21 protein-coding genes are annotated in these 23,080 nt (G+C 75.4%); 9 read left to right on the forward strand and 12 right to left on the reverse strand.

All coding sequences use genetic code 11. From position 1 onward, the window contains the following. Window positions 1–28: 28 nt before the first annotated feature. The gene (gene tgmB, locus JE024_RS32225) at window positions 29–961 is read left to right on the forward strand and encodes an ATP-grasp ribosomal peptide maturase (RefSeq protein ID WP_205377421.1); all 933 of its coding nucleotides are present in this window, start codon (window positions 29–31) and stop codon (window positions 959–961) included. A gap of 24 nt (window positions 962–985) precedes the next feature. Here the strand turns inward: tgmB and JE024_RS32230 are convergent, their stop codons facing one another. Together JE024_RS32230 and JE024_RS32235 are read right to left on the reverse strand one after the other, a co-directional pair. Then, entirely contained in the window at window positions 986–1,384 is a 399-nt protein-coding gene (locus JE024_RS32230) for a DnaJ family domain-containing protein (protein ID WP_205377422.1), read from the reverse strand. Between the two features lie 34 nt (window positions 1,385–1,418). Next, complete coding sequence (locus tag JE024_RS32235) at window positions 1,419–3,494, reverse strand: neutral/alkaline ceramidase (protein WP_205377423.1); 2,076 nt, start codon at window positions 3,492–3,494, stop codon at window positions 1,419–1,421. Window positions 3,495–3,659: 165 nt separating this feature from the next. Between JE024_RS32235 and JE024_RS32240 the strand changes: the two genes are divergently transcribed. Beyond that, on the forward strand, window positions 3,660–4,790 hold the full coding sequence (locus JE024_RS32240) for an AraC family transcriptional regulator (RefSeq protein ID WP_205377424.1): 1,131 nt from the start codon (window positions 3,660–3,662) through the stop codon (window positions 4,788–4,790). Here JE024_RS32240 and JE024_RS32245 read toward each other — a convergent pair. Beyond that, on the reverse strand, window positions 4,738–5,397 hold the full coding sequence (locus tag JE024_RS32245) for a LamG domain-containing protein (RefSeq protein WP_205377425.1): 660 nt from the start codon (window positions 5,395–5,397) through the stop codon (window positions 4,738–4,740). The genes JE024_RS32240 and JE024_RS32245 overlap by 53 nt on opposite strands. Before the next feature lie 333 nt (window positions 5,398–5,730). Between JE024_RS32245 and JE024_RS32250 the strand changes: the two genes are divergently transcribed. Beyond that, entirely contained in the window at window positions 5,731–6,417 is a 687-nt protein-coding gene (locus JE024_RS32250) for an HNH endonuclease family protein (protein WP_205377426.1), read from the forward strand. Between the two features lie 451 nt (window positions 6,418–6,868). On the opposite strand, the gene JE024_RS32255 is transcribed toward JE024_RS32250, so the two are convergent. Further along, window positions 6,869–8,290: an FAD-dependent oxidoreductase gene (locus JE024_RS32255; protein WP_205377427.1), complete on the reverse strand. Its 1,422-nt coding sequence runs from the start codon at window positions 8,288–8,290 to the stop codon at window positions 6,869–6,871. Between the two features lie 216 nt (window positions 8,291–8,506). Then, window positions 8,507–8,863 carry a hypothetical protein gene (locus JE024_RS32260; RefSeq protein ID WP_205377428.1) on the reverse strand — a complete coding sequence of 119 codons (357 nt, stop codon included), beginning with the start codon at window positions 8,861–8,863 and terminating at the stop codon, window positions 8,507–8,509. 274 nt (window positions 8,864–9,137) lie between these two features. Between JE024_RS32260 and JE024_RS32265 the strand changes: the two genes are divergently transcribed. Together JE024_RS32265 and JE024_RS32270 are read left to right on the forward strand one after the other, a co-directional pair. Then, window positions 9,138–9,974 (forward strand): PP2C family protein-serine/threonine phosphatase, encoded by an 837-nt coding sequence (locus JE024_RS32265; protein ID WP_205377429.1) that lies wholly within the window; start codon window positions 9,138–9,140, stop codon window positions 9,972–9,974. A gap of 106 nt (window positions 9,975–10,080) precedes the next feature. Then, entirely contained in the window at window positions 10,081–11,094 is a 1,014-nt protein-coding gene (locus JE024_RS32270) for an MASE1 domain-containing protein (RefSeq protein WP_205377430.1), read from the forward strand. 15 nt (window positions 11,095–11,109) lie between these two features. On the opposite strand, the gene JE024_RS32275 is transcribed toward JE024_RS32270, so the two are convergent. Both JE024_RS32275 and JE024_RS32280 read right to left on the reverse strand, forming a co-directional pair. Then, entirely contained in the window at window positions 11,110–12,828 is a 1,719-nt protein-coding gene (locus JE024_RS32275; RefSeq protein WP_205377431.1) for a PP2C family protein-serine/threonine phosphatase, read from the reverse strand. 392 nt (window positions 12,829–13,220) lie between these two features. After that, window positions 13,221–13,883 (reverse strand): TetR/AcrR family transcriptional regulator, encoded by a 663-nt coding sequence (locus JE024_RS32280; protein ID WP_205377432.1) that lies wholly within the window; start codon window positions 13,881–13,883, stop codon window positions 13,221–13,223. Between the two features lie 35 nt (window positions 13,884–13,918). Between JE024_RS32280 and JE024_RS32285 the strand changes: the two genes are divergently transcribed. From JE024_RS32285 to arfA, 4 genes are all read left to right on the forward strand, one after another. Then, window positions 13,919–14,701, forward strand: coding sequence for an SDR family oxidoreductase (locus JE024_RS32285; RefSeq protein WP_205377433.1), 783 nt, complete (start codon window positions 13,919–13,921; stop codon window positions 14,699–14,701). A 148-nt stretch (window positions 14,702–14,849) separates the two neighbouring features. After that, window positions 14,850–15,623, forward strand: coding sequence for an IclR family transcriptional regulator (locus JE024_RS32290; protein WP_205377434.1), 774 nt, complete (start codon window positions 14,850–14,852; stop codon window positions 15,621–15,623). After that, window positions 15,620–16,474: an SMP-30/gluconolactonase/LRE family protein gene (locus tag JE024_RS32295; protein ID WP_205377435.1), complete on the forward strand. Its 855-nt coding sequence runs from the start codon at window positions 15,620–15,622 to the stop codon at window positions 16,472–16,474. The genes JE024_RS32290 and JE024_RS32295 overlap by 4 nt, the downstream gene beginning before the upstream one ends. Window positions 16,475–16,829: 355 nt before the next feature. Further along, a complete protein-coding gene (arfA, locus tag JE024_RS32300) occupies window positions 16,830–18,371 on the forward strand; it encodes an arabinosylfuranosidase ArfA (RefSeq protein ID WP_205377436.1) in 1,542 nt (513 codons plus the stop codon). A 47-nt stretch (window positions 18,372–18,418) separates the two neighbouring features. On the opposite strand, the gene JE024_RS32305 is transcribed toward arfA, so the two are convergent. From JE024_RS32305 to JE024_RS32325, 5 genes are all read right to left on the reverse strand, one after another. After that, complete coding sequence (locus tag JE024_RS32305) at window positions 18,419–19,384, reverse strand: hypothetical protein (RefSeq protein ID WP_205377437.1); 966 nt, start codon at window positions 19,382–19,384, stop codon at window positions 18,419–18,421. 166 nt (window positions 19,385–19,550) lie between these two features. Beyond that, window positions 19,551–20,570: a zinc-dependent alcohol dehydrogenase gene (locus JE024_RS32310; RefSeq protein ID WP_205377438.1), complete on the reverse strand. Its 1,020-nt coding sequence runs from the start codon at window positions 20,568–20,570 to the stop codon at window positions 19,551–19,553. Next, a complete protein-coding gene (locus JE024_RS32315; protein ID WP_205377439.1) occupies window positions 20,567–21,727 on the reverse strand; it encodes a mandelate racemase/muconate lactonizing enzyme family protein in 1,161 nt (386 codons plus the stop codon). Before JE024_RS32315 ends, JE024_RS32310 begins: the two co-directional genes overlap by 4 nt. Window positions 21,728–21,867: 140 nt before the next feature. Continuing rightward, window positions 21,868–22,905, reverse strand: a complete 1,038-nt coding sequence (locus JE024_RS32320) for an iron-containing redox enzyme family protein (RefSeq protein ID WP_205377440.1) — start codon at window positions 22,903–22,905, stop codon at window positions 21,868–21,870. Next, window positions 22,902–23,072 carry a CDGSH iron-sulfur domain-containing protein gene (locus JE024_RS32325; RefSeq protein ID WP_205378463.1) on the reverse strand — a complete coding sequence of 57 codons (171 nt, stop codon included), beginning with the start codon at window positions 23,070–23,072 and terminating at the stop codon, window positions 22,902–22,904. The genes JE024_RS32320 and JE024_RS32325 overlap by 4 nt, the downstream gene beginning before the upstream one ends. Window positions 23,073–23,080: the final 8 nt, after the last annotated feature.

Here is a 23,080-nt window from a genome sequence, read left to right on the forward strand (position 1 = left end):
AGGCCACCGGCGGGACGGACCGCACTCCGTGACCGTACTGGTGCTGACGAGCGAACAGGACGTCACCGCGGACATGGTGGTGGCGCAACTGCACGAACTGGGCGTCCCGCTCGTCCGGTTCGACCCCGGCGACCTCCCCGGGGACGTCGCGCTGTCCGCCGAGTACGTACGCGGCGAGTTCCGCGGCTACCTGTCCACCGGCGGCCGGGTGGCGAGCGTCGAGGCGATGCGCTCGGTCTGGATCCGCAGGCCGGGCGAGGCCGCCGCGCACGCGCCCGATCCGTCCTCCTGGCTGACCGACGAGAGCAGCCACGCCCTGTACGGGATGCTCGACTCCACCGCCGCCCGCTGGATGAACCACCCCAGCGCGGCGGCCCGGGCACGCCGCAAACCGTGGCAGATGCGCCTCGCCCACCGCAGCGGCTTCCCCGTGCCCGCGACCCTGGTCACCACGTATCCCGCGATGGCCCGGAAGTTCGCCGAGCAGTACCGCCATGTCGTGGTGAAGTCCGTGTCCGGCAAGTCGCCCGGCGACCCGCCCATGGCCCTGCCCACGACCCTGGTCCCGCCCGACGCGGACTTCTCCGGGGTCGCCGCCGGCCCCACCCTGCTGCAGCGCTACATCGCCAAGGCCGCCGACATCCGGCTGACCAGCGTCGGCGGCACCCATCTCGCCGCACGCAAGACCGCCGAGGCCGGGCAGGTCGACGGCCGCTTCGGCGACACCGGGCACACCTGGGAGCCCGTCGAGGTCCCCGTGCCCGTCGCCCGGGCCGTGGAGCGCTACACGAAGGAGGCGGAACTGGCCTACGGGGCCTTCGACTTCGCCGAGGACGCCACCGGCACCTGGTGGTTCCTGGAGTGCAACCAGGGCGGCCAGTTCGGCTTCGTCGAGCTGGAGACCGGCCAGCCCATCGCCCGCACCGTCGCCGAGTGGCTCGCGGCCGACCCGACCGCCTGAGGAGCCCGGGCGGACCGCGGGCCGCTACCGCCGCCCGCGGCGCCACTCCTCGACGACCGCGTCGGCGTCGTACGGCTTCAGGCCCAGCGGCGGCCCCGGCGGCGGGCGCAGCATCGCCGGGGTGATCCGCTCGTTGATCCGGGCGACGATCCGCCGCACCGCGGCCTCGGAGGGGGCGCGCAGCGCCTCGGCCAGCGCGTCCTCCGCCTCCTTGCGCAGCGCGAGGGCCGGCGGCAGGACCGCCAGACCCTCGCGGTGCATCTTGCCCTTGATCCACCACAGTTCGTCGTAGCCGCCCGGGTCCTCGGGCAGCGGCTTGCCGAACCCCGGCAGATCCTCGAACTCGCCGTTCTCGGTGGCCTGCCGGACCTGGCGGTCGACCCAGGACTCGAAGCTGACGCCGGGCGGTTTCCGTTCGGTCATGCCTCCCAGCGTAGCCCCGGGCCCGGGCGCCCGGTCAGCGCACGGTGAACGCGGCCGTCGACCCGCTGAAGGCGGTCACCCTGCCGAGCAGGCTCTTCCCGTCGCCGTGGTGCACGATCCGGTACGTCCCCGGCGGCGTGCCCGGTGCGATCCGCCAGGTCAGGACCGCCTTGGAGGTGCCGAGCAGGCCGTTGATCCGCACCCACCGGTAGACGGTGTCCCAGTCGCCGTCGTCCAGCACCCGCACCCAGCGGCCGTCGACCTGCCGCTGGACCTCCAGGAAGGTGCCGCCCCGGCGCAGGTTGTTCTTCGGGTGCCCGGTCACGAACTCCGCCGTCACCGTCGACCCCCGCGCATAGCTCTGGGCCGGTGCCGTGAGCACGTCGCCGAACGACCTGCCCGCCGGCGGGTTGTCCATCACGACGCCCGTCTGCAGCGTGATCTGCCCCGCCGAGTGGTCGGCCGGCAGCGGGCCGTGGTCCACCGGCGTGCCGGCGCGCATCGCCGCGGCCAGCGAGGCGAACTCCTGCTGGTACGCGGGCAGCGTGTGGCGCCCGTAGAGCGTCGAGCCCCCCTCGTACTGCTGGAGGTCGTACTCCTCGGGGGTCGTCACGTACTGGCTGTAGGCGTTCGCGTACCCCTGCATCAGCACGTTCTCCAGCGGCACGCCCAGCTCCGCCGCGACCGAGCGGCGGATCCGCAGCCCGGCCACCACCGTGTACTCGGCCGGCCCCGCCACCAGGTAGAACTGGCCGATCCGCATGATCTGCACGGGCAGCACGCTCGGGGTCGCCGGCACTACGGAGGACACCAGCCCGGTGGGCACCAGGTTCGCCTTCGGGTACTGGCAGCCCACCAGCCACTCGGGCGGGTCGATGCGCAGCGGCTCCAGCAGCTTCGCCACCGGGCTGTTCATGCCCTCGGTGAAGCCCGGGATCGCCGGGCCGTCCTCCACACTGCCCGCCAGCGTCGACGCGCCGACCATCGCCGGGCAGGTCCGGTGCTCCCGCCCGTCGGGCGTGAACCGGCCGTCGACGGTCACCTGCTCCATGTTCACGTACCGCAGCCGCGCGTCCACCCCGCCGGTCACCGGGACGGTGGCGCGGTCGTGGATCTCCTTGGCGCGGGTGTACTGCCGGTCGCCGATGATGCGGGTGTTCTCGAACTCGTCCTCGGTGGGCCCCGATCCCGGCTTGAGATTCAGATTCGGCGACATGTCACCGGCGTTGGTGTTCGGGAACGCGGCGACGAAGCCCTTGGCGTCGTCCAGGTAGCGCACGCCCTTGTCGTCGTGCTCCCACGCGTAGGACGCGTACCCCTTGTTGTCGGGGCTCAGCAGGGTGTTCTTGTTGGTGAGCGAGGTGTTGTGGGTGGCGAACCAGCTGATCGCGCCGACGTCGCTGCCGCCCTGGCGGAAGCGGAGCACCGTCATCGCCGGGTCGATCCCGCCGGGGAACGCGGCCCGGTCCGCCGCCGGGTTCCGGTCGAACGCGGTCTTCGACCGGTTGACGCTGGCGTTCGTCAGCTCGCCCCGGCCCAGGCTGATGGTGCCCGGCTTCAGGTCCTCGTGCGCCTCGGCGACCGACTCGACGATGCCGTCCACGATGGCCCGGTAGGTGTCCTTCTGGAAGCCGAGCGACGCCAGGTTGTAGGCGATGTGGTGGGAGTGGCCGCCGGACCCGGCGTGGGTGTGGGTCGCCGACAGCAGCACGTTCCGCTCGCCGTAGAGCGAGCCGTAGCGCCGCCCCAGCTCGGCCAGGACGCCCTGGCGCACCGACTGGAAGATCATGCCCAGGTCCGCGTTGACGTAGACGACCCGGTTGCCGGCCGGGTCCGCGACGACGAACGCCCGTGAACGCTGGCGCTGATGGATGCCGGTGGCCTTCTGGTCGAAGCTGGAGTAGCCCATCATGCCGACCTCGGCCGCCTCGCCGGTCACATCGGCGATGCCGCGGCCGACCAGGTAGGCCGTGCCGTCCGGGGCGGCCTCGGGTGCCGCGGTCGCGGCGCCGGCGGGCGACGCGGCGGGCACGGCCGACAGGGTCAGGGCGCCGAGCGCCCCGGCGAGCAGCAGGGAGACCGCTCTCGCGCGCGTGGTGGGGGACCGCATGCCTGCTCCCTCGCGATGCAGTGGGACAACGGGTGTGACCGACGGTAAGGGCGGTTCCCGGGCGGGGGAGAGGACCGGACCGGCCAGTAACGGGACTTCACCGGCCACGCCCCCTGTCCGCGGCCGTGCCGAATGCCTAAGGTGACGGGCCGGAGGAGAGATCACATGACCCGACCGTCACCGCCGCCGGCCGGCCTCGCCGATCCCCGGTACGGATCGGCCACGATCACTCCGCACCTGCTGCGCTACCTCACCCTGGTCGCCGCCGAACGCGGCCACGACCTCGGGCCCGCGCTGCGCCGCGCCGGACTGAGCGAGGGCGCGCTGAGCGCGGTCGGCGGGCGGATCTCCTACCGCCAGGGCAGCAGCGTCATCCGGGAGGCGCTCGGCTCGCTCGGCGACCCGGCGCTCGGCCTCGCCGTCGGCCGCCGCCAACGGGTCACCGCGTGGGGGCTGGTGGGCTTCGGCCTGCTGGCCAGCCCCACCCTCGGCCACGCCCTCGACCTCGGGGTGCGCCACCACGGCGTGGCCGGCTCGATGCTGGACTACCGGATGGAGCCCGTGCCGGGCGGCGCGGCGGTCCTCGCGCGGGCCCGCTACACCGACTCGGGGCTGCGGGCCTTCCTGCTGGAGGAGGCGTTCGGCAGCATCGTCGCCCTGGTCCGGGACTCCCTGGACGGGGACTTCGCGCCCCGCGCGGTGGCCGTCCGGCACGCCCGGCCGTCCTACGGGGGCGCGTACGAGGAGTGGTTCCGCTGCCCGGTGCGCTTCGGCGCGGACGACGACCGGATCGAGTTCGGCGACGACTGGCTGCACCGCCCCGTGCCGAGTGCCGACGCCTACGCGCTCGCGCAGGTCGTCCAGCTCCTCGACGCGGCCCGCACCCGGGGCCGGGAACGGCAGGACCTGGTGGAGGGCTTGGAGGTGTCGGTCGCCCGCGGTCTGCCGAGGGTGCCTCCCCTCGCGCAGCAGGCGCTCGCCCGGGGCATGAGCGAGCGCACGCTGCGCCGGCGGCTGGCCGGCCACGGCACCACGTACGAGGCCCTGGTCGACTCCGTACGCCTGGTGCGCGCCGAGGAGTTGCTGACCACCGGCGACCTGCCCCTGCATACCGTCGCAGGACTGCTGGGCTTCAGCGACGCCCGCACCCTGCGCCGCGCGGTGACCCGGTGGTTCGGCACCAGCCCCTCGGCGATCCGCCGGGCGGCCGGTGCCGCCCGGCCCCGTACCGTGCCCGCCGGCCTCAACGGCGCCGGTGGACCCGCAGATACTCCACGGCGTACGACATCTCCGTGACGTCCTCGTCGGGTGCCGGGTGGTAACGCCCCGCGCACACCGAGAGGTTCACGATGATGTACGCCCGCCAGCGACGGCCCACACCGCGGCCGTCGGCGAACACGCGTCTGCCGTTGACCCACCAGACGACCGAGCCCGACCCGAACTCGACCCGCAGGTCCACCTGCGCGCCGGGCCGGATCCGGGGGTCGCTGAAGTACCGCTGGCCGCCCCGTACATGGTTGGTCAGCTCCAGCAGGCCGGGGTTGTCCGGGTGGTACTCGAAGACGTCCACCTCGTTGCCCCCGTCGCGCCAGGTCCACACCGCGGGCCAGGCGCCGGTCTCCTCGGGCAGCCGCACCCGTGTCTCCAGCACGTCGCCGGAGCGCAGGGCGAAGCCCTCCTCGCTCTCCTCGGTGGTCAGCAGTCCGGTGTCCCAGTAGCCGTCGTCACGCCGGGTGGCGCGGAAGACGCCTTCCCGGCTGTACGCGGGATCGTCGGTGAGATGGTCCAGTTTGTTGTCGGAGCGATTGCGCGGGCCTCCCTCGGGATAGGCCCATGACCGGCCCGCAACCCACTGGGCGGTCGAAGTGAAGTCGGCGGTGAAGAACGGTGCGTCGCTGCTCACGTAGGTCCCCCTCGCGAAAGCGCTGACGACGGACACCCGGTTCAACGCCCGTACCCGCCCCGAGGACACGGCCGGACGGCCCACCCGTGCATCCCGGGCGTGTCGCCGCCCCGGCGCGACGGGTCGGGGCGGGCGGGGCGGCCGGTTGCGGACGGGCCGGGCGGGCTGCCGGTTGCGGCCGACCGGGCCGGGGGCGGATTCGGACGGACGGCCGGGGCCGCCGGTTCGGGCCGGCGGTCCGGCAACGTTTCTGCGGTGAACCGCGACACCCGCGCGGGTGATCGTCCGCGCCGTCCGCCCCCGGGCGGGCCCCGGGCCCGCTATCACCGCCCCATGACCACACACCGGTTGCGCACGCCGCGCGTGCTCGCCCTCGTCTCCCTCCTCGCCGCCCTCTGCCTGGCCCCGCCCGCTCCCGCCGGGGCGGCCGAGGTCGTGCCGCTCGCCGACGCCGTCGGCCGGGTCCCCGTCGTGCCCGAGCAGGCGGGGGCCGCCCCCGGCCCGGACGCCTTCCCGCACTGGAACGCCGGCCTGGTGCCCGACGACGGGTGCGACACCCGCGCCGAGGTCCTGCTCGCCGAGGCCGTCGAGGTACCGGCCGCCGGCCCCGGCTGCCGCCTCACGGGCGGACGCTGGGCCCCGTACACCGGGGGCGGACAGATCACCGGCGCCGACGCGGCGGTGGTCGCCCACACCGTCCCGCCCGCCGAGGCGTGGGAGTCCGGCGCCGCCGCCTGGCCCGCCGCGCGCCGCGAGGCGTACGCGAACGACCAGGGCGCGCCCCAGCCCCTCACCGTGCTCACCACCGGGACCCACCGGGCCCGGGGCGACCGCGACCCCGCCGACTGGATCCCCGCGGAGCCGTCCGCCCACTGCCGCTACATCGCCGAGTGGGTCGCCACCAAGCTGCGCTGGGGGCTGGACGCCGACACCGCGGAGATGGAGGCGATGAAGGTCTTCGCCGAAGGGCCGTGCGAGGACACGGTCGTCCACTACACGGTCGTCCCGGCCACCGCCTGAGCGGCGCCGGGGCGGGCCCCGGCGGGGTCGGGTCGGCCTCCGGCGGTCCGCCGGGGCCGGGCCGGCCGGCTGAGCGGTCCGCCGGCCCGGTCCCTGCGCCGGGGCGGGCCCGCCGGGTGCCCGAGGGCGCGGGACGGGCGTCCCGAGCCGGCCCGGGCCCCTTCGGCCCGGCGCGGCACGGCCTGCGGCCGTGTCCTCAAGCGCCGGACGGGCTGGCACAGGGCGGCGTCCGGGGCCCGCCGGTCAGGGGCCTGTGCCCTCCGGCACCCGGCGACCCGGCCGCCGGGTGCCGTTCGGCCCGCCCGGACCTCACCGGCCGACCGGGCCCGGCGCGCCCGCGCCCGGCCCGCCCCCGTGCGAGGTCGGCGGCATGCCGACCATCGCCGCCCGTCGCCCGCCGCCCGTCGCCCGTCGCCCGTCGTCCGTCGCCCGGCGCCCGGCGCGCGCCGGCTCACCCCGTCGGCGCCTCGCGCTCCAGGGGCGGGCCGGAGGGGGTCTCCGCGACCGGGCCGAAGAGCGCCGCGCGCACCACCTGCGGCGCGAACAGGGCGCTCACCGGGGAGGTCAGGGTGAGCACCGAGCGGAACGCCGGGCCGATCACCGGGTCCCCCGGGTACCGCTGCTGGACCCGCCCGAGGTACCAGCCCGCCGGCCGGTCGACCACGCGGGTGGCGACCGCGCTGCCCGCCGCGCCCGGCATCGCGCGGTCCGCGCCCGCCGAGATGTCCCACGCCTGGCGCGACGCCTCGAAGAGGGCGCGCTGCACCCGCCGGGTCGTCGGGACGCGGCGCGGGTCGGCCAGCGCGTCCCGCAGCGCCACCGCGCTCATCGCCGCCACCGCCATGCCCTGCCCGTAGATCGGGTTGAACGTGCACAGCGCGTCGCCCGTCGCGAGGAAGCCCGCCGGCCGGCGGCCCGGACGGTCGTAGCGGCGGCGGACGTTGGACGTCCGGCGGAACCCGAACGGCGCCGACTCCGGCACGGCCTCCTTCATCCACTCATGGATGAACGGGTGCGGGAAACGGGCCGCGTACGCCGTGAACCCCTCCTCGTCGGTGGGCGGTTCGTCGCCGCGCAGCCCCGCGAGGATCACCAGGTGGCGCCCGTCCTCCAGCGGCAGCACCCCGCCGCTGTAGACCTGGTCGGCGCTGGGGTAGACGTAGTAGCCGAGCGCCCCGGTGCCGAGGTGGTCGCTCGTGTTGCGGTAGAGCCGCGAGGCGTAGGCGAGTCCGGTGTCGATGGTCTCCTCCTCCGGCGGCTCCGCCCCGATCGCCGACAGCCACCGGTCCGCCCGGGTGCCGCGCCCGGAGGCGTCCACCACCAGGTCCGCCTCCAGCGTGCGGGGCTCGGCGTCCGCGCCGGCACCGCGCTCGCGGACCAGCAGACCGCGCACCCGGCGGGCGTCGCCCGCGAGTCCCACGGCCTCGGTCGAGCCGAGCACCGAGATCAGCGGGTTGGCGAGCACCCGCGCCCGCACCAGATGCTCCACCTGCCCCCGGGACCCGGTGTAGATGTGCGTCGTCGCCTCCGTGCGCCGGAACCACCGGCCGCCCTGCCACTGGACCATGTCCGACGGCATGCCCACCCGCGGCGCGCCCGCCGCCCGCAGTCCGGCCATGAAGCCCGGCAGCAGCGCGTCGAGCGCCAGCTGCCCGCCCTCCAGCAGCACATGGACGTGCCGGCCCTGCGGGACGCCGGGGCGCACACCGGGCTCGTCCGGGAGGCGGTCGCGTTCGACGATCGTCACCCTCTCCGCGTGCTCGGCCAGCACGTGCGCGGCCAGCAGCCCCGCGAGACTTCCGCCGACGACGACCGCGTGCCGCCGCCCGCCCGCGCCCCGCCGGGCGGAGCCCTTCCCCAGTGCGTCGTCCATCCATCTGCCTCTCGTGGTCGGCGAGTTGTTGCCCGACCGACCAGTATCCCCGCTGGTGGGAACGGCCCCGAACGGTTCCTGCCGCCCCGGGTGTCGCGCCCGCCCCGGCCGTTGCGCCCACCGCGTCCCGCCCGCCCCGGCCGTCGCCCCCGCCACGTCCCGCACGTGCACCCGCCCCTTCACCCGGACGGACGACCCGGGCGTCCGGGCCGGCGGTCACCCGGCCCCGGGGCCGCTCCGGGCGGGGACCCGGTCCGGCGCCGCCCCGGGCCGGACGCGGGCGAGCATACCGGCGCAGCGGGAGGCGGCCGGAGCGATCCGCAGCGCCGCCGACCGCACGGCCGGCGCCCTGCCCAGCAGCGCGTGCCGGCGGCATCCGGGCAGCCGCGGCTGCCGTGCCGCGGCACGCTGGGCACCGCCCGTGATCAGCGCGTTCACCGGGGTCAGCGGGTCCGCGCCGACGCTTCGGGCCAGCAGGACGCCCGCCGCGAGGGGCAGCAGCACACCGGCGAGCACGGTGCCGGTGGAGGTCATCTGCCGCAGGCGCGCGCGGCGGGGGACTTCGGAGGTCATGCCCCTCATCCGACCAGTCGGCGGGCTCGCGGAAATCGGCCGGAATACTCAGTCCGCCGTGCCCCGCGTACTCATCCGGCGCCGGGGCGCCCTCCCGCCGGAGGGCCGGAACGCCGCCCGGATGCCCCCGGGCGGCCCGTTTCCGCCCGCCCGGCGGAACGATGCGGGCGGAAATACACTGGGGTCGGGCTGTGCGAGCCCTGCCGGGCCGGCCCGCCGCGCGAGCGGGCGGAAGCCGGGGCCAGGAGGAGGTCAAGGTGGCGCGGAGAGTCCCATGACCTGGCGGCGTCATCCGCGGTCGGCCTCCGCCGACGACCTGCTCACCGCCCTCGGCAGGCTCACGGACCGGGCGCGCAAGACCGCCGAGATCCAGAAGGCCCGGGTCGAGCTGGCCGAGGTCCTCCAGCGGTCCATGCTCCCCAGCGACCTGCCCGAAGTGGCGGGCCTGCGGGTGGCCGCCCGCTACGCACCCGCCCGCAACGGGCTCGACATCGGCGGCGACTGGTACGACGGCTTCCTGCTCCCCGACGGCTCGCTGGGCCTGTCCATCGGCGACGTGCAGGGCCACGACGTCGAGGCGGCCGCCGTGATGGGGCAGATCCGCATCGGTCTGCGCGCCGTCGCGACCGCCACCGTGGACCCCGGCGAGATCCTGGGCCGGGCCAACGACCTGCTGCTCTCCGTGGACCAGGGCCTCTTCGCCACCTGCAGCTTCCTGCGGTTCGACCCGGCGACCGGCGTGGTGGAGAGCGCCCGCGCCGGGCACGTGCCGGCCGTCTGGGCGTCCGGTGAGGGGTGCGGGATCGTCGAGGACGAGACCGGGGTCCCGCTGGGCATCGTGCCCGGCGAGGTCTACCCCGTGGTCCGCCGCAGGCTCACGGAGGGCGATGCCCTCGTCCTGGTGACCGACGGGGTGGTCGAAGGGCCCGCCTTCCCGATCGAGGCGGGCCTCGGCGCGGTGTCGGAACTGGTCGGCCGGGCGGTCCGTGAGCGCGTGTCCGCCGGCGGCCTCGCGGCCGGGGTGATGGGCCTCACGGCGCTCACCGACCACACCGACGACGCCGCCGTCCTGGTGCTCATGGGCGCCGCGGAGGCCGCCGTCCCGGAGTGAGCGCGGCACGGACGGGGGTGGGCACGGGGGTCCGGACGGCCCCGGGACGGGCCTCGCAGCGCGTGTCACGGCGACGGAGGGCCGACGGCGTTGTGTGATGACATGCGTGATCCGCAGCGAGCAACTGAGACGTCCGGCCGCAGCGGCGCTGCGCATCCTCGCCGTCGCCGGCGCCTACTGGCTGGGCGGGCGCATCGGCTTCACCGAGCGGGTGGTCGTCGACGGCTCCGTCGTCACACCGCTGTGGCCGCCCACCGGCATCGCGCTGGCCGCGCTGCTGTGGATGGGCCTGTCGGTGTGGCCGGGCATCGTGATCGGGGCGCTCGCCACCATCGCGACGATCAGCTCGGTGAGCGTCGACGCCCTCGCCATCCTCGCCGGGAACACGCTCGCACCCGTGGCGGCGTACCTGATGCTGCGGATCGCGGACTTCCGGCCCGCGCTGGACCGGCTGCGGGACGGTGTGGCGCTGGTGTTCCTCGGCGCGCTCGCCGGGATGCTGATCAGCGCCACCGCGGGCGCGGGCACCCTGGTCATGAGCGGCTCGCTGGCGCCGGACGACTTCTGGCCCATCTGGGCCGCCTGGTGGGCCGGGGACGCCATGGGCGTCCTCGTGGTCACCCCGATGCTGCTGGTGCTGCGCAGCGCGGGGCGGCCGGCGGCGAACCGGGACTTCTGGTGGACCGAGGCGGTGGTGCTCGCCCTGGTGACTTTTGCGGTGGCCTGGTTCGCCACCCGCACCGAGTCGGCCCTGCTCTTCCTGGTGTTCCCGGTGCTGATCTGGGCGGCGCTGCGCTACCAGCTCGCCGGCTCCGCGCCCTGCACCCTGGTGGTCTCGGTCCTCGCGGTCACCGCCGCCACCTCCGGACAGGGCCCCTTCGAGGGCCGCTCGATGCTGGAGACGATGGCCCTCCTCCAGGCGCTCAACGGCGCCGCCGCGCTCACCGGGCTGCTGCTGGGGGCCCTGGTCACCGAGCAGCGGGCGGTGCGCCGGAGGATCGAGGAGGCGTGCGTGGCGCTGGCCGACGTCGTCGACCAGCTCGCGCCCGGGGAGACCGCCCACCTGTGGCCGCTGCCCGGCGGCCCGTACCCCGAGCGTGGCGAGGAGCGCCGCCGCTGAGCCGCGCGGGCCGCCTCAGTCGAAGCGCACCGCCAGCAGGCAGGCGTCGTCGTCGTGCGCGGAGCGCACGTACTCCTCGGCCAGCCGGTCGACTACGCTCCGCGGCGAGACGCCCCGGCAGTCGGCGAGCGAGGCCGTGAGCTGGTCGATGCCCACCTCGATGTCCTGGCCGCGCCGCTCGACCACGCCGTCCGTGTACAGCAGCAGCACGTCGCCCGGCAGCATCGGGAACTCGGCGGTCTCGTACGGGTGTCCGGACAGCGCCCCCAGCAGCGGCCCCCGGTGACCGGTCGGCAGGGGGAACGCGCGTTCGCCGCGCAGCAGCAGGGGAGCGGGGTGACCCGCGCTGGCCCAGCGCAGCACCCGGTCCCGGTCGTAGAGGCAGATCGCCACCGTCGCCGTGTCCACCGCCCAGTCGCCCGCCACCAGCTCGTTGAGCCAGGTCGTGACGGCCCCGGCGTCGGCCCCGGTCTGCGCGAGGCCGGCCACCGCGTACCGCTGCTGGGCCATCCGCGCCACGGCGTCCAGACCGTGCCCGCTCGCGTCCCCGATGGCGATCAGTGCCCGCCCGTTCGCCAGCGGCCGGCACTTGAACCAGTCGCCGCCGACCGCCGCGTCCTGCTCGGCCGGCAGATAGGCGGCGGCCGCCGTCAGCCCGAGACCGGCGAGCCCTTCCGAGTACGACGGCAGCAGCGCCTCGCGCAGCGCACCGGCCACATGCCGCTCGGCCGCCGCCTGCTGCCGCAACTGGTCCGCCTCGCCCTGCTTCTCCACCACCCGGCGCCGGCTGCGCATCTGCGGGGTGAGGTCGTGCGCCAGGATCTGGATGGCCCAGGACCGGCCGTCGGTGTCCGTGACGGGCCGTCCCAGCAGGTCGACCGTGCGCTCCTCGCCGAGCACGGTGAACCGCACCCGGGTCCAGGCCGGCTCCTCGCCCGCCAGGACGGACGAGAGGAACTCGCCGAACGGCCCGGAGTCGGCGGGGACCAGCGCGTCGCACAGCTCCAGCAGCGTCCACGGCAGCGCGGGATCGCTGCGGAAGATCCGCTGCATGCCCTCGGACCAGGTGACGGCGCCCGAGAGCAGGTCCCAGCGTCCCCAGCCCATCGAGGCCAGGTGCTGGGCGTCGATGGTGAGCATCTCGGCCTGGTCGCGCACGGCGTGCCAGGTCGTCAGCACCTGCCCGTCGCAGGAGGCCGCGTAGTGCACGAGCTGCGCCCGCCGCAGCCCGCCCTCGCGCTCCTCGGTGTAGTCGACGACCCGGCCGGTCAGGGCGCGCCCCGTCTCGACCACCTCGGCCAGCGCGGCGATCAGGCCGCCCGCCGCGACGCCCGGCCGGGCCTCGGTGAAGAGCCGTCCGACCTGCTGGTCGGGGGAGGGCAGCCATTCGGCCGAGCGCACGTGGTTGCCGGCCCGGATGAGGAAGTCGGCGATGCCGCCGTCCGGGCCGCGCACGGGGGAGAGCAGCGCGGCGGAGACCGGCACGGCGGGCAGCGTGGCGCACAGGCAGGCCCACGGGTCGTGGTCCTCGCCCCCGTCCCGGCAGCTGTGGGAGGGGCCGGTGCCCAGGCCGCAGGCGCACTCCTGCGCGAGGTCCGCGGCGACGGCCCGGTCGGCTTCCCGGGGGATGGGGGCCGCGGCGGCGCGCCGGCCCACCTCGGTGCGCAGGGTCTCGATCTCGCGCCGCACGAGGGCCTTGAGCGAGGCGACGTCCGGGGACTGGGGCAGCGTCATGCGGGTTCCCTCACCCCGGCCGGGGTGAAGCCGCTCAGCCCGGCCGGATCATGGTCGCAGGTGCGTCGATCGTAGGCGCGGGACGACACGGGGCGCGGGCCCGTGCCGCCGTACGGACCAGCGGGAGGGGGCGGGTCCTCCGGGGGCGTCCGCAGCGGGGGACGGGTCCGTCGGCGGGGGCGCCCGGGTCGGGCGGGCGGGTCACTCCGTGACCACTGGCCGGGTCGGTCCGGTCCGGCGAGTGGGTCCGTCGGCGGGGGCGCGCGGGTTGGGGGCGGGTCGGTTCCGGTTCGGCGAGTGGGTCCGTCGGCGGGGGCGCCCGGGTCGGGCGGCGGGTCGGTCCGGTCCGGCGCCGGGGTCCGGGGCGGGTCGGTCCGGTGCGGCGGGACCGGTCACCCCGTGCCCGGCGGTGCGGCGGGGCCGCCTTCGCCCGGACCGCCGGCGAGGACGTCCCCGAAGGACGCCGTGAGCGCCCGCGCGATCAGGGCGGGCAGCGCGGTCCGTCCGTCGTCCTCGGCCCACTGCGTCAGCGCCGTGTGCATCGCGGCCAGGCAGGCCCCCGTCGCCGCCCGGGCTCCGAAGGCGGCGTCCTGGTCGGCGGCGTCGTGGCCGAGGGCTTCGACGACGGCCTGCTGGAGCGCGTACTGGCTGTCCAGGTGCCGGGCCCGCAGCGCCGGTGTGGCGATCATCAGCCGGAGGCAGTCCAGCAGGAACCGCTCGTCCGGCGCCCGTCCGCCCTCCTCGCCGCCGCCGGTCAGCACGCCGGCCGCCTCGACGAGCGCGCCGGCGACACGGCGGACCACGGGCAGGTCCGGGGGCGACGCGGCGACCTTCTCGGCGACGAGCAGGGCGGGCCGGTCGACGAGGACGAGGTCCTCCTTGGTGGGGAAGTGCCGGTACACCGTCATCGCCGAGACGCCGGCGGCCTCGGCCACCTCGGCCACCGTCACCGTGTCGTAGCCGCGGTCGGTGAACAGCCGCACCGCGTGCGCCTGGATCACGCGCCGGGTCGCGGCCCGCTGCTGGTCCCTCAGGGTCGGCTTTCGCTCCGTCATATGGTAGACACTACTTCCATGTTAGTGACTAACACATGGATGGGGTGGGCGGCGTGAACGGTCGAACCGGCAGGACGGCACTGGTGACGGGTGCGTCACGGGGCATCGGGCGGGCGATCGCGGCCCGGCTCGCGGCGGACGGGGCCGAGGTCGTGGTGCACTACGGCTCGGACGCGGCAGGGGCGGCGGGGACGGTGGAGGCGATAGAGCGGGCGGGCGGCACCGCCCACGCCGTCCGGGCGGAACTGGGAGTGGACGGGGACGCCGAGACGCTTCTCGCGGGTGTCGCGGAGCGCCTGTCCGGCAGGCCGCTCGACATCCTCGTCAACAACGCGGCCGCCGCGCCGGCGGGCCCGCTCGGCACGACGAGCCGGGCCGAGTTCGACCGCCTGTTCGCGGTCAACGTGCGGGCGCCGTACTTCATCGTCGAGCAGGCACTGCCCCTGCTGCCCGACGGCGGCCGGATCATCACGATCTCCTCGGTGGCGACCCGGATGGCCAACCCGGCCCAGACGTCCTTCGCCATGACGAAGGCCGCCGTCGAGACGATGAGCAGGACCCTCGCCAACCAGCTCGGGGCCAGGGGGATCACGGTGAACGCCGTCGCCCCCGGAGCCACCAGGACGGAGGCCAACGGGGACGTCTTCGAGGTGCCGGGCCTCGCCGCACGGATCACCGGCGCGACGGCGCTCGACCGGCTGGGCTCGGCCGACGACGTCGCCGACGTGGTCGCCTTCCTCGCCTCCGACGCCGCCCGCTGGATCACCGGTCAGGTCGTCGACGCGAGCGGCGGCCTCTTCCTCGGCCCGCGCTCCTGACGGACGCGGACGCGGCCGTCTCCCGCGCCCCGCGGGCGGTGCGCGCCGGCCTTCCGGGATCTCCCCGGGAGGCCGGTGCGCCGCTACACTGTTCGCCCTGTCGACCACCTGTTGAAATACCGAACAAGCGGAAACAAGGGGGAACATCATGGGACGTCTCGTCCCCGCGGTGACCCGGGCCTTCGACATCCTGGAGCTCTTCCTGGACGGCGACGGCACGCTCAGCGCGCCCGACATCGTCCGCAGGCTGCAACTGCCCCGCACCACCGTCCACGAGCTGCTGACCACCCTCGCCGCCCGTTCCTACATCGTCCCGGTGGAGGGCCGCCAGGGCCGGTACCGCCTCGGTGTGCGCACCTATCAGCTCGGCAGCCGCTACGCGGAGCAGCTCGACCTCGCGCGGGAGGGCCAGGAGGTCGCCCGGACGGTCGCCGACACCTGCGGCGAGACGGTCCATCTCGCCGTGCTCGACGGTGTGGACGTCCTGTACATCGCCAAGGCCGACTCCACCCACGCCGTGCGCATGGTGTCCGCCGCCGGGCGCAGCCTGCCGGCGCACTGCACCGCCGTGGGCAAGATGCTGCTGGCCTCCCTGCCGGAGGCCGAACTCGACGCCCGGATCCCCGAGGGCGGTGAACTCGTGGGCATGACGCCCAACAGCATCACCGACCCCGTCCGGCTGCGGGCCGAGCTCGCGGGCATCAGGGCCGCCGGCACGGCGCTGGAGAGCATGGAGTCCAACGCCGACGTGAGCTGTGTCGCGGCGCCCGTGCGCGACCGCGCGGGGCGGGTCGTCGCCGCGCTGTCCGTCTCGGTGCCGATGATCCGCTGGAGCGACGGACGGCGCGCCGAGCTCGCGGAACTGGCGGCCAAGGGCGCCGCCGAGCTGTCCGGCCGGCTCGGCTTCCGGGGGGCGGTGTGAGGACGCCGGTCGAGGTGGCGGTCCGCGACGACGCGGCGCTGGGGGAGGGGCCGACCTGGGACGCGGCGGCGCGCCGGCTGATATGGGTGGACATCCTGCGCTCCCGGGTCCACACCTGGGATCCGGCGGCCGGGCGGCGCACGGTGACCGCCACCGGGCAGCACGTCGGCGCGGCGAAGCCCCGGGCGGGCGGCGGGCTGGTGGTCAACCTCCGTGACGGCGTGGGGCTCTACGGCCCCGACGGCTCCTTCGGCTGGCTGCACCGCGAGCCGGTCCCCGGGCGGCGCGGCAACGACGCCGCGATCGCCCCCGACGGGTCCCTGTGGGCCGGCACCATGCGCTACGACGAGGCGCCCGGCGGCGGCACGCTCACCCGGTACGCCGCGGACGGCGCCGCGACGCCGCTGCTGCCGTCCGTCGCGGTCAGCAACGGCACGGGCTGGAGCCCCGACGGCCGCCTTGTGTACTACATCGACACCCCGACGCGGCGGATAGACGTCGTCGACCTGGCGTCGGACGTGCCGTTCCCCGAGGCCCGCCGCCCGCTGGCGGTCGTCGAGGACGGTGCCGGCTGGCCCGACGGGCTCGCCGTGGACGCGGACGGCTGTGTGTGGGTGGCCCTGTGGGGCGGCGGCGCGATCCGCCGTTACACGCCCGACGGCCGGCTGGACCGGGTCCTGGAGCTGCCGGTGCTCAGGCCCACCGCGTGCGCCTTCGGCGGCGCGGACCTGACGGACCTCTACATCACCTCGGCCCGCACCGGGCTGGACGCGCCCCATCCGCTCTCCGGCTCCCTGCTGGTGCTCCCCGGCGCGGGCCGCGGGCTGGAACAGCCCGCCTTCGCCGGCTGACACGGACCCGGCGGCCGGGCGGACACCACTGTCCGCCCGGCCGCCCGGTGTGCGGCACCTTCGCCCGCGGGCCGCCCGCGGTCTTCCCGGCCGCTCCGCCCGCGGGCCGCCCGCGGTCTCCCCGGCACCTTCGCCCGGGGTGCGCGCCCGCGGTCTCCCCGGCACCTTCGCCCGGGGTGCGCGCCCGCGGTCTCCCCGGCACCTTCGCCCGCGGGCCGCCCGCGGTCTCCCCGGCACCTTCGCCCGGGGTGCGCGCCCGCGGTCTCCCGGGCCCATTGACGCCCGGCCCGTCCCCGCATACGGTCCGTTCGGAATCACGATCACTGTGCGATATATCGAACGTCGAGAGGACAGTATGTCCGAGGCCACCGCCCTCCCCGCCGCCCGGTTCACACTCGACCGCGCCTTCACCGTCGGCAGGGTCGACCCCCGGCTCTTCGGCTCCTTCGTCGAGCACCTGGGCCGCTGCGTCTACACCGGCATCCACGAGCCGGACCACCCCGCGGCCGACGAGGACGGACTGCGCACCGACGTCCTCGAACTCGTCCGCGAACTCGGCGTGACCGCGATCCGCTATCCCGGCGGCAACTTCGTCTCCGCCTACCGCTGGGAGGACTCGGTCGGCCCCGTCGACGAGCGCCCCCGGCGCCTGGACCCGGCCTGGCGCTCCACCGAGACGAACCGCTTCGGGCTGAGCGAGTTCATCGCCTTCGTCGCCAAGGCGGGCCCGCAGGCCGAGCCCATGATGGCGGTGAACCTCGGCACCCGGGGGGTCGCCGAGGCCGTCGAGCTCCTGGAGTACGCCAACCACCCCTCCGGGACCGCGCTGTCGGACCTGCGGGCGGCGCACGGGGACGCCGAGCCGTACGGCATCCGCCTGTGGTGCCTGGGCAACGAGATGGACGGCCCCTGGCAGACCGGCCACAAGACGGCCCGGGAGTACGGCCGGCTGGCCGCCGAGACCGCCCGCGCCATGCGCCAGATCGACCCCGGCCTGCAACTCGTCGCCTGCGGCAGCTCCCACCAGTCCATGCCCACCTTCGCCGCCTGGGAGGCGACGGTGCTGGAGGAGACGTACGACCTCGTCGACCATGTCTCCCTGCACGCCTACTACGAGGAGCACGACGGCGACCGGGACTCCTTCCTCGCCTCGGCCGTCGACATGGAGTCCTTCATCGAGAACGTCGTCGCGACCTGCGACCACGTGGGCGCCCGGCTGAAGTCGAAGAAGCGGATCCAGCTCTCCTTCGACGAGTGGAACGTCTGGTACATGAGCCGCTTCCAGGCCGAGTCCGCGGCCGCGCCGCTCGACTGGCCCGAGGCGCCCCGGCTCCTGGAGGACAGCTACAGCGTCACCGACGCGGTGGTCGTCGGCTCGCTGCTGATCGCGCTGCTGCGCCACGCCGACCGGGTGACCGTCGCCTGCCTCGCCCAGCTGGTCAACGTCATCGCGCCGATCATGACCGAGCCCGGCGGCCCCGCGTGGCGGCAGACGACGTTCTTCCCGTTCGCCCAGGCGTCCCGCCACGGCCGGGGCGAGGTCCTCGACGTGCGCGTGGAGTCGCCCGTCCACGAGACCGCCCGCTACGGCGAGGTGCCGCTGCTGCACGCCACCGCCGTCCGGGACCCGGAGACCGGCGGCGTCACGGTCTTCGCCGTCAACCGCGACCTGCGCCGGCCGCTGCCGCTGCGCGTCACGCTGAACGGACTGGGCCTCGACACCGTCGTCGAGCACAGCGTGCTGGCCGACGAGGACCCGGACGCCCGCAACACCCTCGCCGACCCCGACCGCGTCGCACCCCGCAAGGGCGAGGGGGCCGTGCTGGCGGCGGGCATCCTGGACGTCACCCTCGAACCCCTGTCGTGGAACGTGATCCGCCTGGCCCCCGGCGCCTGAGCGCTGCCCGCGGGTGCCGGGACCGCACCGGTCCCGGCACCCGCGGGTCAGTCCGCCGGGCAGGCGAAGCGGCGCAGCTCGCCCGGCAGCCGGGAGCCGAGCGGCGACATGCCGCCGTCCGCGCCGTGCCGGGCCAGCAGGTCCAGCACCAGGCGTCCGCGCCGCACCCGTTCCCGGGCGGTGCTCAGCACGGTCTCGCGCAGATGGAGTCCCGAGGGATAGATCGAAGGCGCCTTCGCCAGGCCGAACTTGAGGTACAGCGGCGCGCCGCGCCGGATCAGCTCGGCCACCTCGTACATCCGCACATAACCGCCGAGGTCGTCCGGGGCCTCCACGTACATGTCCATCGGCGCCCCGCTGACCCGGCGGATCTCCGTCAGGTGCTGCAGGGTCAGGTCGCTGGGCACGTTGAGCGAGTCCGCGCCGAGCCCCTCGTGCACCGCGTACGCCGCCGGGTTGACCGGCCCGATCAGCGCGGAGACCTTGAGCGTGGTGTCGGCCGGGATGATGCCGCGCGTCCGCGCCCGGTGCAGCGTCCACAGCACGCCCTCGTCGGCGACCAGCAGACAGCCGACGCCGAGCGAGGTCGCCCGGACGGCGTCCTCGACGCAGCCGGCGACGGCGTCGTGGCCCCGGGCGCGCAACCCCGCGCCGCGGGAGTCGGTGCGGGTGGAGGCGCCGGTGTCCCAGGTGCCGCGGGGACCGGTGAACAGGCAGAGCTCGACGTCGCGTTCGGCCGTGGCGCGGACCATCTCGGTGATCTCCGCGTCGGTGAGCATCCAGACGCCGGAGCCCTGGCTGACGCGGTGCACCGGCACGTCGAGCGCGGCGGCCTCGGTGAGCACGGCGGTCAGTGCCTCGGGGCCCTCGACGGAGGGGATCTCCACGCGCCAGCGGCCGCCGTCGGGGAAGGTGTGCGGGGAGGCGTCGGCGGGATCGGGATCCGGGCCGCCCAGTCCGAGCGCGGCGAGCGCCGGCTCGCCGGGGCGGCGTGGTGCGGAGGACGGGGACATGGGGCTCCTCGCGGGCAGTCGTTCGACGGGTCGGATGGTGTTCGGGACGTGGAGTGCGGGGTGTCGGGGTGCGTGGGCGCGGCGCGCGGGCGGGGTGGGAGGGGTGAGCCGGGTGTACGGGGTGTGAGGCGTGGGCGGGCCCCCGGTTCCGGGGGCCCGCCGTCCGTCAGGGGCGCAGCAGGACCTTGCCGACGCCCGGGTCGCCGGACCCCACCAGCGCCATCGCCTGCTCGAAGCCGTCGAGCGGCAGCTCATGGGTGACCAGCGGCAGCGGTGTCAGCAGCCCGCAGGCGAACGCGCGCACGGCGTGCGCCCACGCCTCGGGCGTCGCGCCGAAGACCGTCCGCACCTCCAGTTGGCGCACCACGAGATCCGTCGGGTCGAGCCCGTACGCGCCGGGCGCCGGGATCCCCGTGAGCACCAGCCGGCCGCCGCGCCGCAGCAGCGCGGCACAGGTGCGCGCCGTGGTCGGCGCGCCCGCCGCCTCGACCACCACGTCGAAGGTGCCGTTGTCGGCGGCCGGTTCGTCCGCCGTGCGGTAGCGGGTGGCGCCGAAGGCGCCGGCGAGCGGGGCCGCGTCCGGGCTCAGGCCCACCATCAGCAGGTCCCCCGGGGAGGAGGCCGCGAGCAGTTGCGCCGCCAGCATCCCGAGGGCGCCGGTGCCGACGACGGCCACCCGCTGCCCCGGCCGCACCGCGGCCCGCAGGGCGGCGGCCGCCGCGCAGGCGGCGGGCTCCAGCAGCGCGGCCGCCGTCAGGTCCGCGTCGTCGGGGAGCGGGTGGAGCAGCCGGGCGGGCAGGGTGAGCGTCGGCGCCATCGCGCCGGGCAGGGTGAATCCCGTCTCCTCGTACCCGGCGTCGCACAGCGTGGTCTCGCCCGCGTGGCAGCGCTCGCACACCTGGCAGTTGCGGAACCCCTCGCCGACCGTCTTGCGGCCGACGAGCGAGGACGGCACGCCCTCGCCGACCGCGGTGACCGTGCCCGACCACTCGTGGCCGGGCGTGACGGGGTACCGGACGTAGCCCGCGGGCCGGCTGCCCTGGTACACCTCGCGGTCGCTGCCGCAGACCCCGACGGCCGCCACCCTGACCTGGGCCTCGCCCGGGCCGGGCGGACGCGGTGCGTGCTCCGCCAGCCGGAAGGACCCGGGGCGCTCCAGCACCACGCCCCGTGCGCCCGTGCTCATGACCGGCCGGCCGTGGGGTCGCGCTTCTCCCAGCCCTCGGCCCAGAGGTCGAACCGGGCCTGCTGCTGCGGGAACTCGGCCGCCGCCTCCGCGTCGAACTCGACGCCGAGGCCGGGCTCGTGGGACAGCTCGAAGTGGCCGTCGACCACCTCCGGGGCGCCCTTGACCACCTTCTTGATCTCCGCGTCGGCGAAGTCGTTGAAGTGCTCCAGGATCTTGAAGTTGGGGGTGGAGAAGCCGACCTGGAGGGAGGCGGCGGTGAGCACGGAGCCGCCGACGTTGTGCGGGGCGACGAGCGTGTAGTGGGTCTCGGCGGTGGCGGCGAGCTTGCGGGTCTCCAGGATGCCGCCGATGTGGCCGACGTCGGGCTGGATGATGTCGGCGGCCCCCGACTCGAACAGCTCGCGGAACTCGATGCGGTCGTGGATGCGTTCACCGGTGGCGACGGGCAGGTCCACCTTGCCGGCGACCTTCGCCAGCGCCTTGAGGTTCTCCGGCGGCACCGGCTCCTCCAGCCAGGCCGGGCGGTAGGGCGCGAGCTCACGGGCGAGGCGCACCGCCGTGGAGGGGGAGAAGCGGCCGTGCATCTCCAGCATCAGTTCGGCGTCCGGCCCGATCGCGTCGCGCACCGCCTCGATCAGCGAGACCGCGTACAGCGTGTCCTGGTGGGAGAGTTCGTAGTGCCCGGTGCCGAACGGGTCGATCTTCAGGGCCCGGTAGCCGCGCTCCATCACCCCGAGGGCGGCCCGGTGGTAGGCCTCGGGGGTGCGCTCGGTGGTGTACCAGCCGTTGGCGTACGCCTTGACCCGGTCGGTGACCTTGCCGCCGAGGAGCTGCCACACGGGCACGCCGAGCGCCTTGCCCTTGATGTCCCAGCAGGCCATCTCCACACAGGCGATCCCCGACATGACGATCTCGCCCGCCCGCCCGTAGTCGCCGTACTTCATCCGGCGCACCAGGTCCTCGATCGCGAACGGATCCGATCCGGCGACGTGGTTGGCCTCCGCCTCCCGCAGATACCCGACCAGCGCGTCGGTGCGCCCCAGCATCCGGGTCTCCCCGACCCCCGTGAGCCCCTCGTCCGTGTGCACCTGGACATAGGTCAGATTCCGCCACGGCGTTCCGATCACATGCGTGCTGATGCCCGTGATGCGCACGACGCTTCCCTCCGTGTTCGATATTTCGACTGTCGTTCGAAATGCTGCCGTGACAGTAGGGAGAGCGACGACGGGGTGTCAACAGCCCCGCACCGGCCCGCGCCGCCGCGCGCGGACCGGCCCGGGGGCCGCCTCGGCGGTCAGCCCCCGGCGACCGGGGGGTCCAGCCGGACCCGCAGACTGCTGCGGCCCGTCTCCCAGGCGGACATGAGCTGGACGCCGAAGCGGTCCTCCACCCAGCCGGTGGCCGCCACGCCGAAGGCGATGTCCCGGGCCAGCGAGGGCTCGTCCGCCAGCAGGCCGCCGATCACGTCCCGGCGCACCACCTGTTCGTGCACGGCGTCGGCGGTGACGTGCTCGGCGTAGAAGTGCTCGGCGGCCGGGCCCGCCTCCAGGCGGCGCATCGCCGCGGCCAGGCGCCGGGAGCCGGGGGAGGAAGTCGTCTCCACGGCGGCGAAGTGGCCGACGAGGGCGCCGCGCAGCGAGCGGTGCAGGCCGAAGAGCGACATCAGATTGACGGTGACCAGCATCTCGGCCGACGCGGCGTCCGCGTAGCGCCCGTAGGAGGGGTCCAGCCCGAGGTCGCGCATCAGCGCGGCGAACAGTTCCGCGTGCACCCGTTCGGCGTGCCCGCCGCCGAACTCGTCGTACTCGACCGCGACGAACGCGGCCTTCGCCCTGCCGCGTAGCCGGGGGATCACCCAGGCGTGCGGGTCGGCCTCCTTGAGGTGGTACAGCGACCGGTGCGCCGCGTACTCGCGCATCTGCGCGAGCGTGCCCCGGTCGCGCAGGTGGTACGAGACGCCGGTGCCCGCGACGGGCTCGACGAGGATGGCGTCCAGCACCGCCTCCAGGTCCGGGTGCCCGGCCGTTCCCTCGCGCAGGGCGTCGAGGAAGCGGCGCTCCAGCGCGGCCCGCAGCCGCAGCAGCTCCGGGTCCCACTCCCAGGACGCGTCGACACCGGTGAAGCCCCGGTAGTGGAGCTCGTAGCAGAGGTACAGGGCGAGTTGCAGGTCGTCGCCGAGCGGGTCGGCGTGCGCGGCGAGGGCCGGCCCGGGCACGGCCCGGCCCGCCGGGGCGCGCAGGGCGTCGAGCAGACCGGCCGAGATCTCGCCGCGTCCGCCGGGCAGGGGCGCGCTCAGCGTCTTCGGCGCCGTCGTTCCCAGAACGCTGGTCATGAGCGGCTCCTGCGGCGGTGGCTGGTGTCGCACCACGGATAGGTGCGGCTGCGGCGGCAGGTGCAGATGGCCACCGTGAACCGGTCGGACGTGACGACCGTGCCGTCGTCGAGGGTGAGTTCCACGGGGCCCTCCACGAGCAGGGGGCCGTCACCGGTCAGCACCATCCGGCGCG

Source organism: Streptomyces zhihengii (assembly GCF_016919245.1).
Lineage (GTDB): Bacteria > Actinomycetota > Actinomycetes > Streptomycetales > Streptomycetaceae > Streptomyces > Streptomyces zhihengii.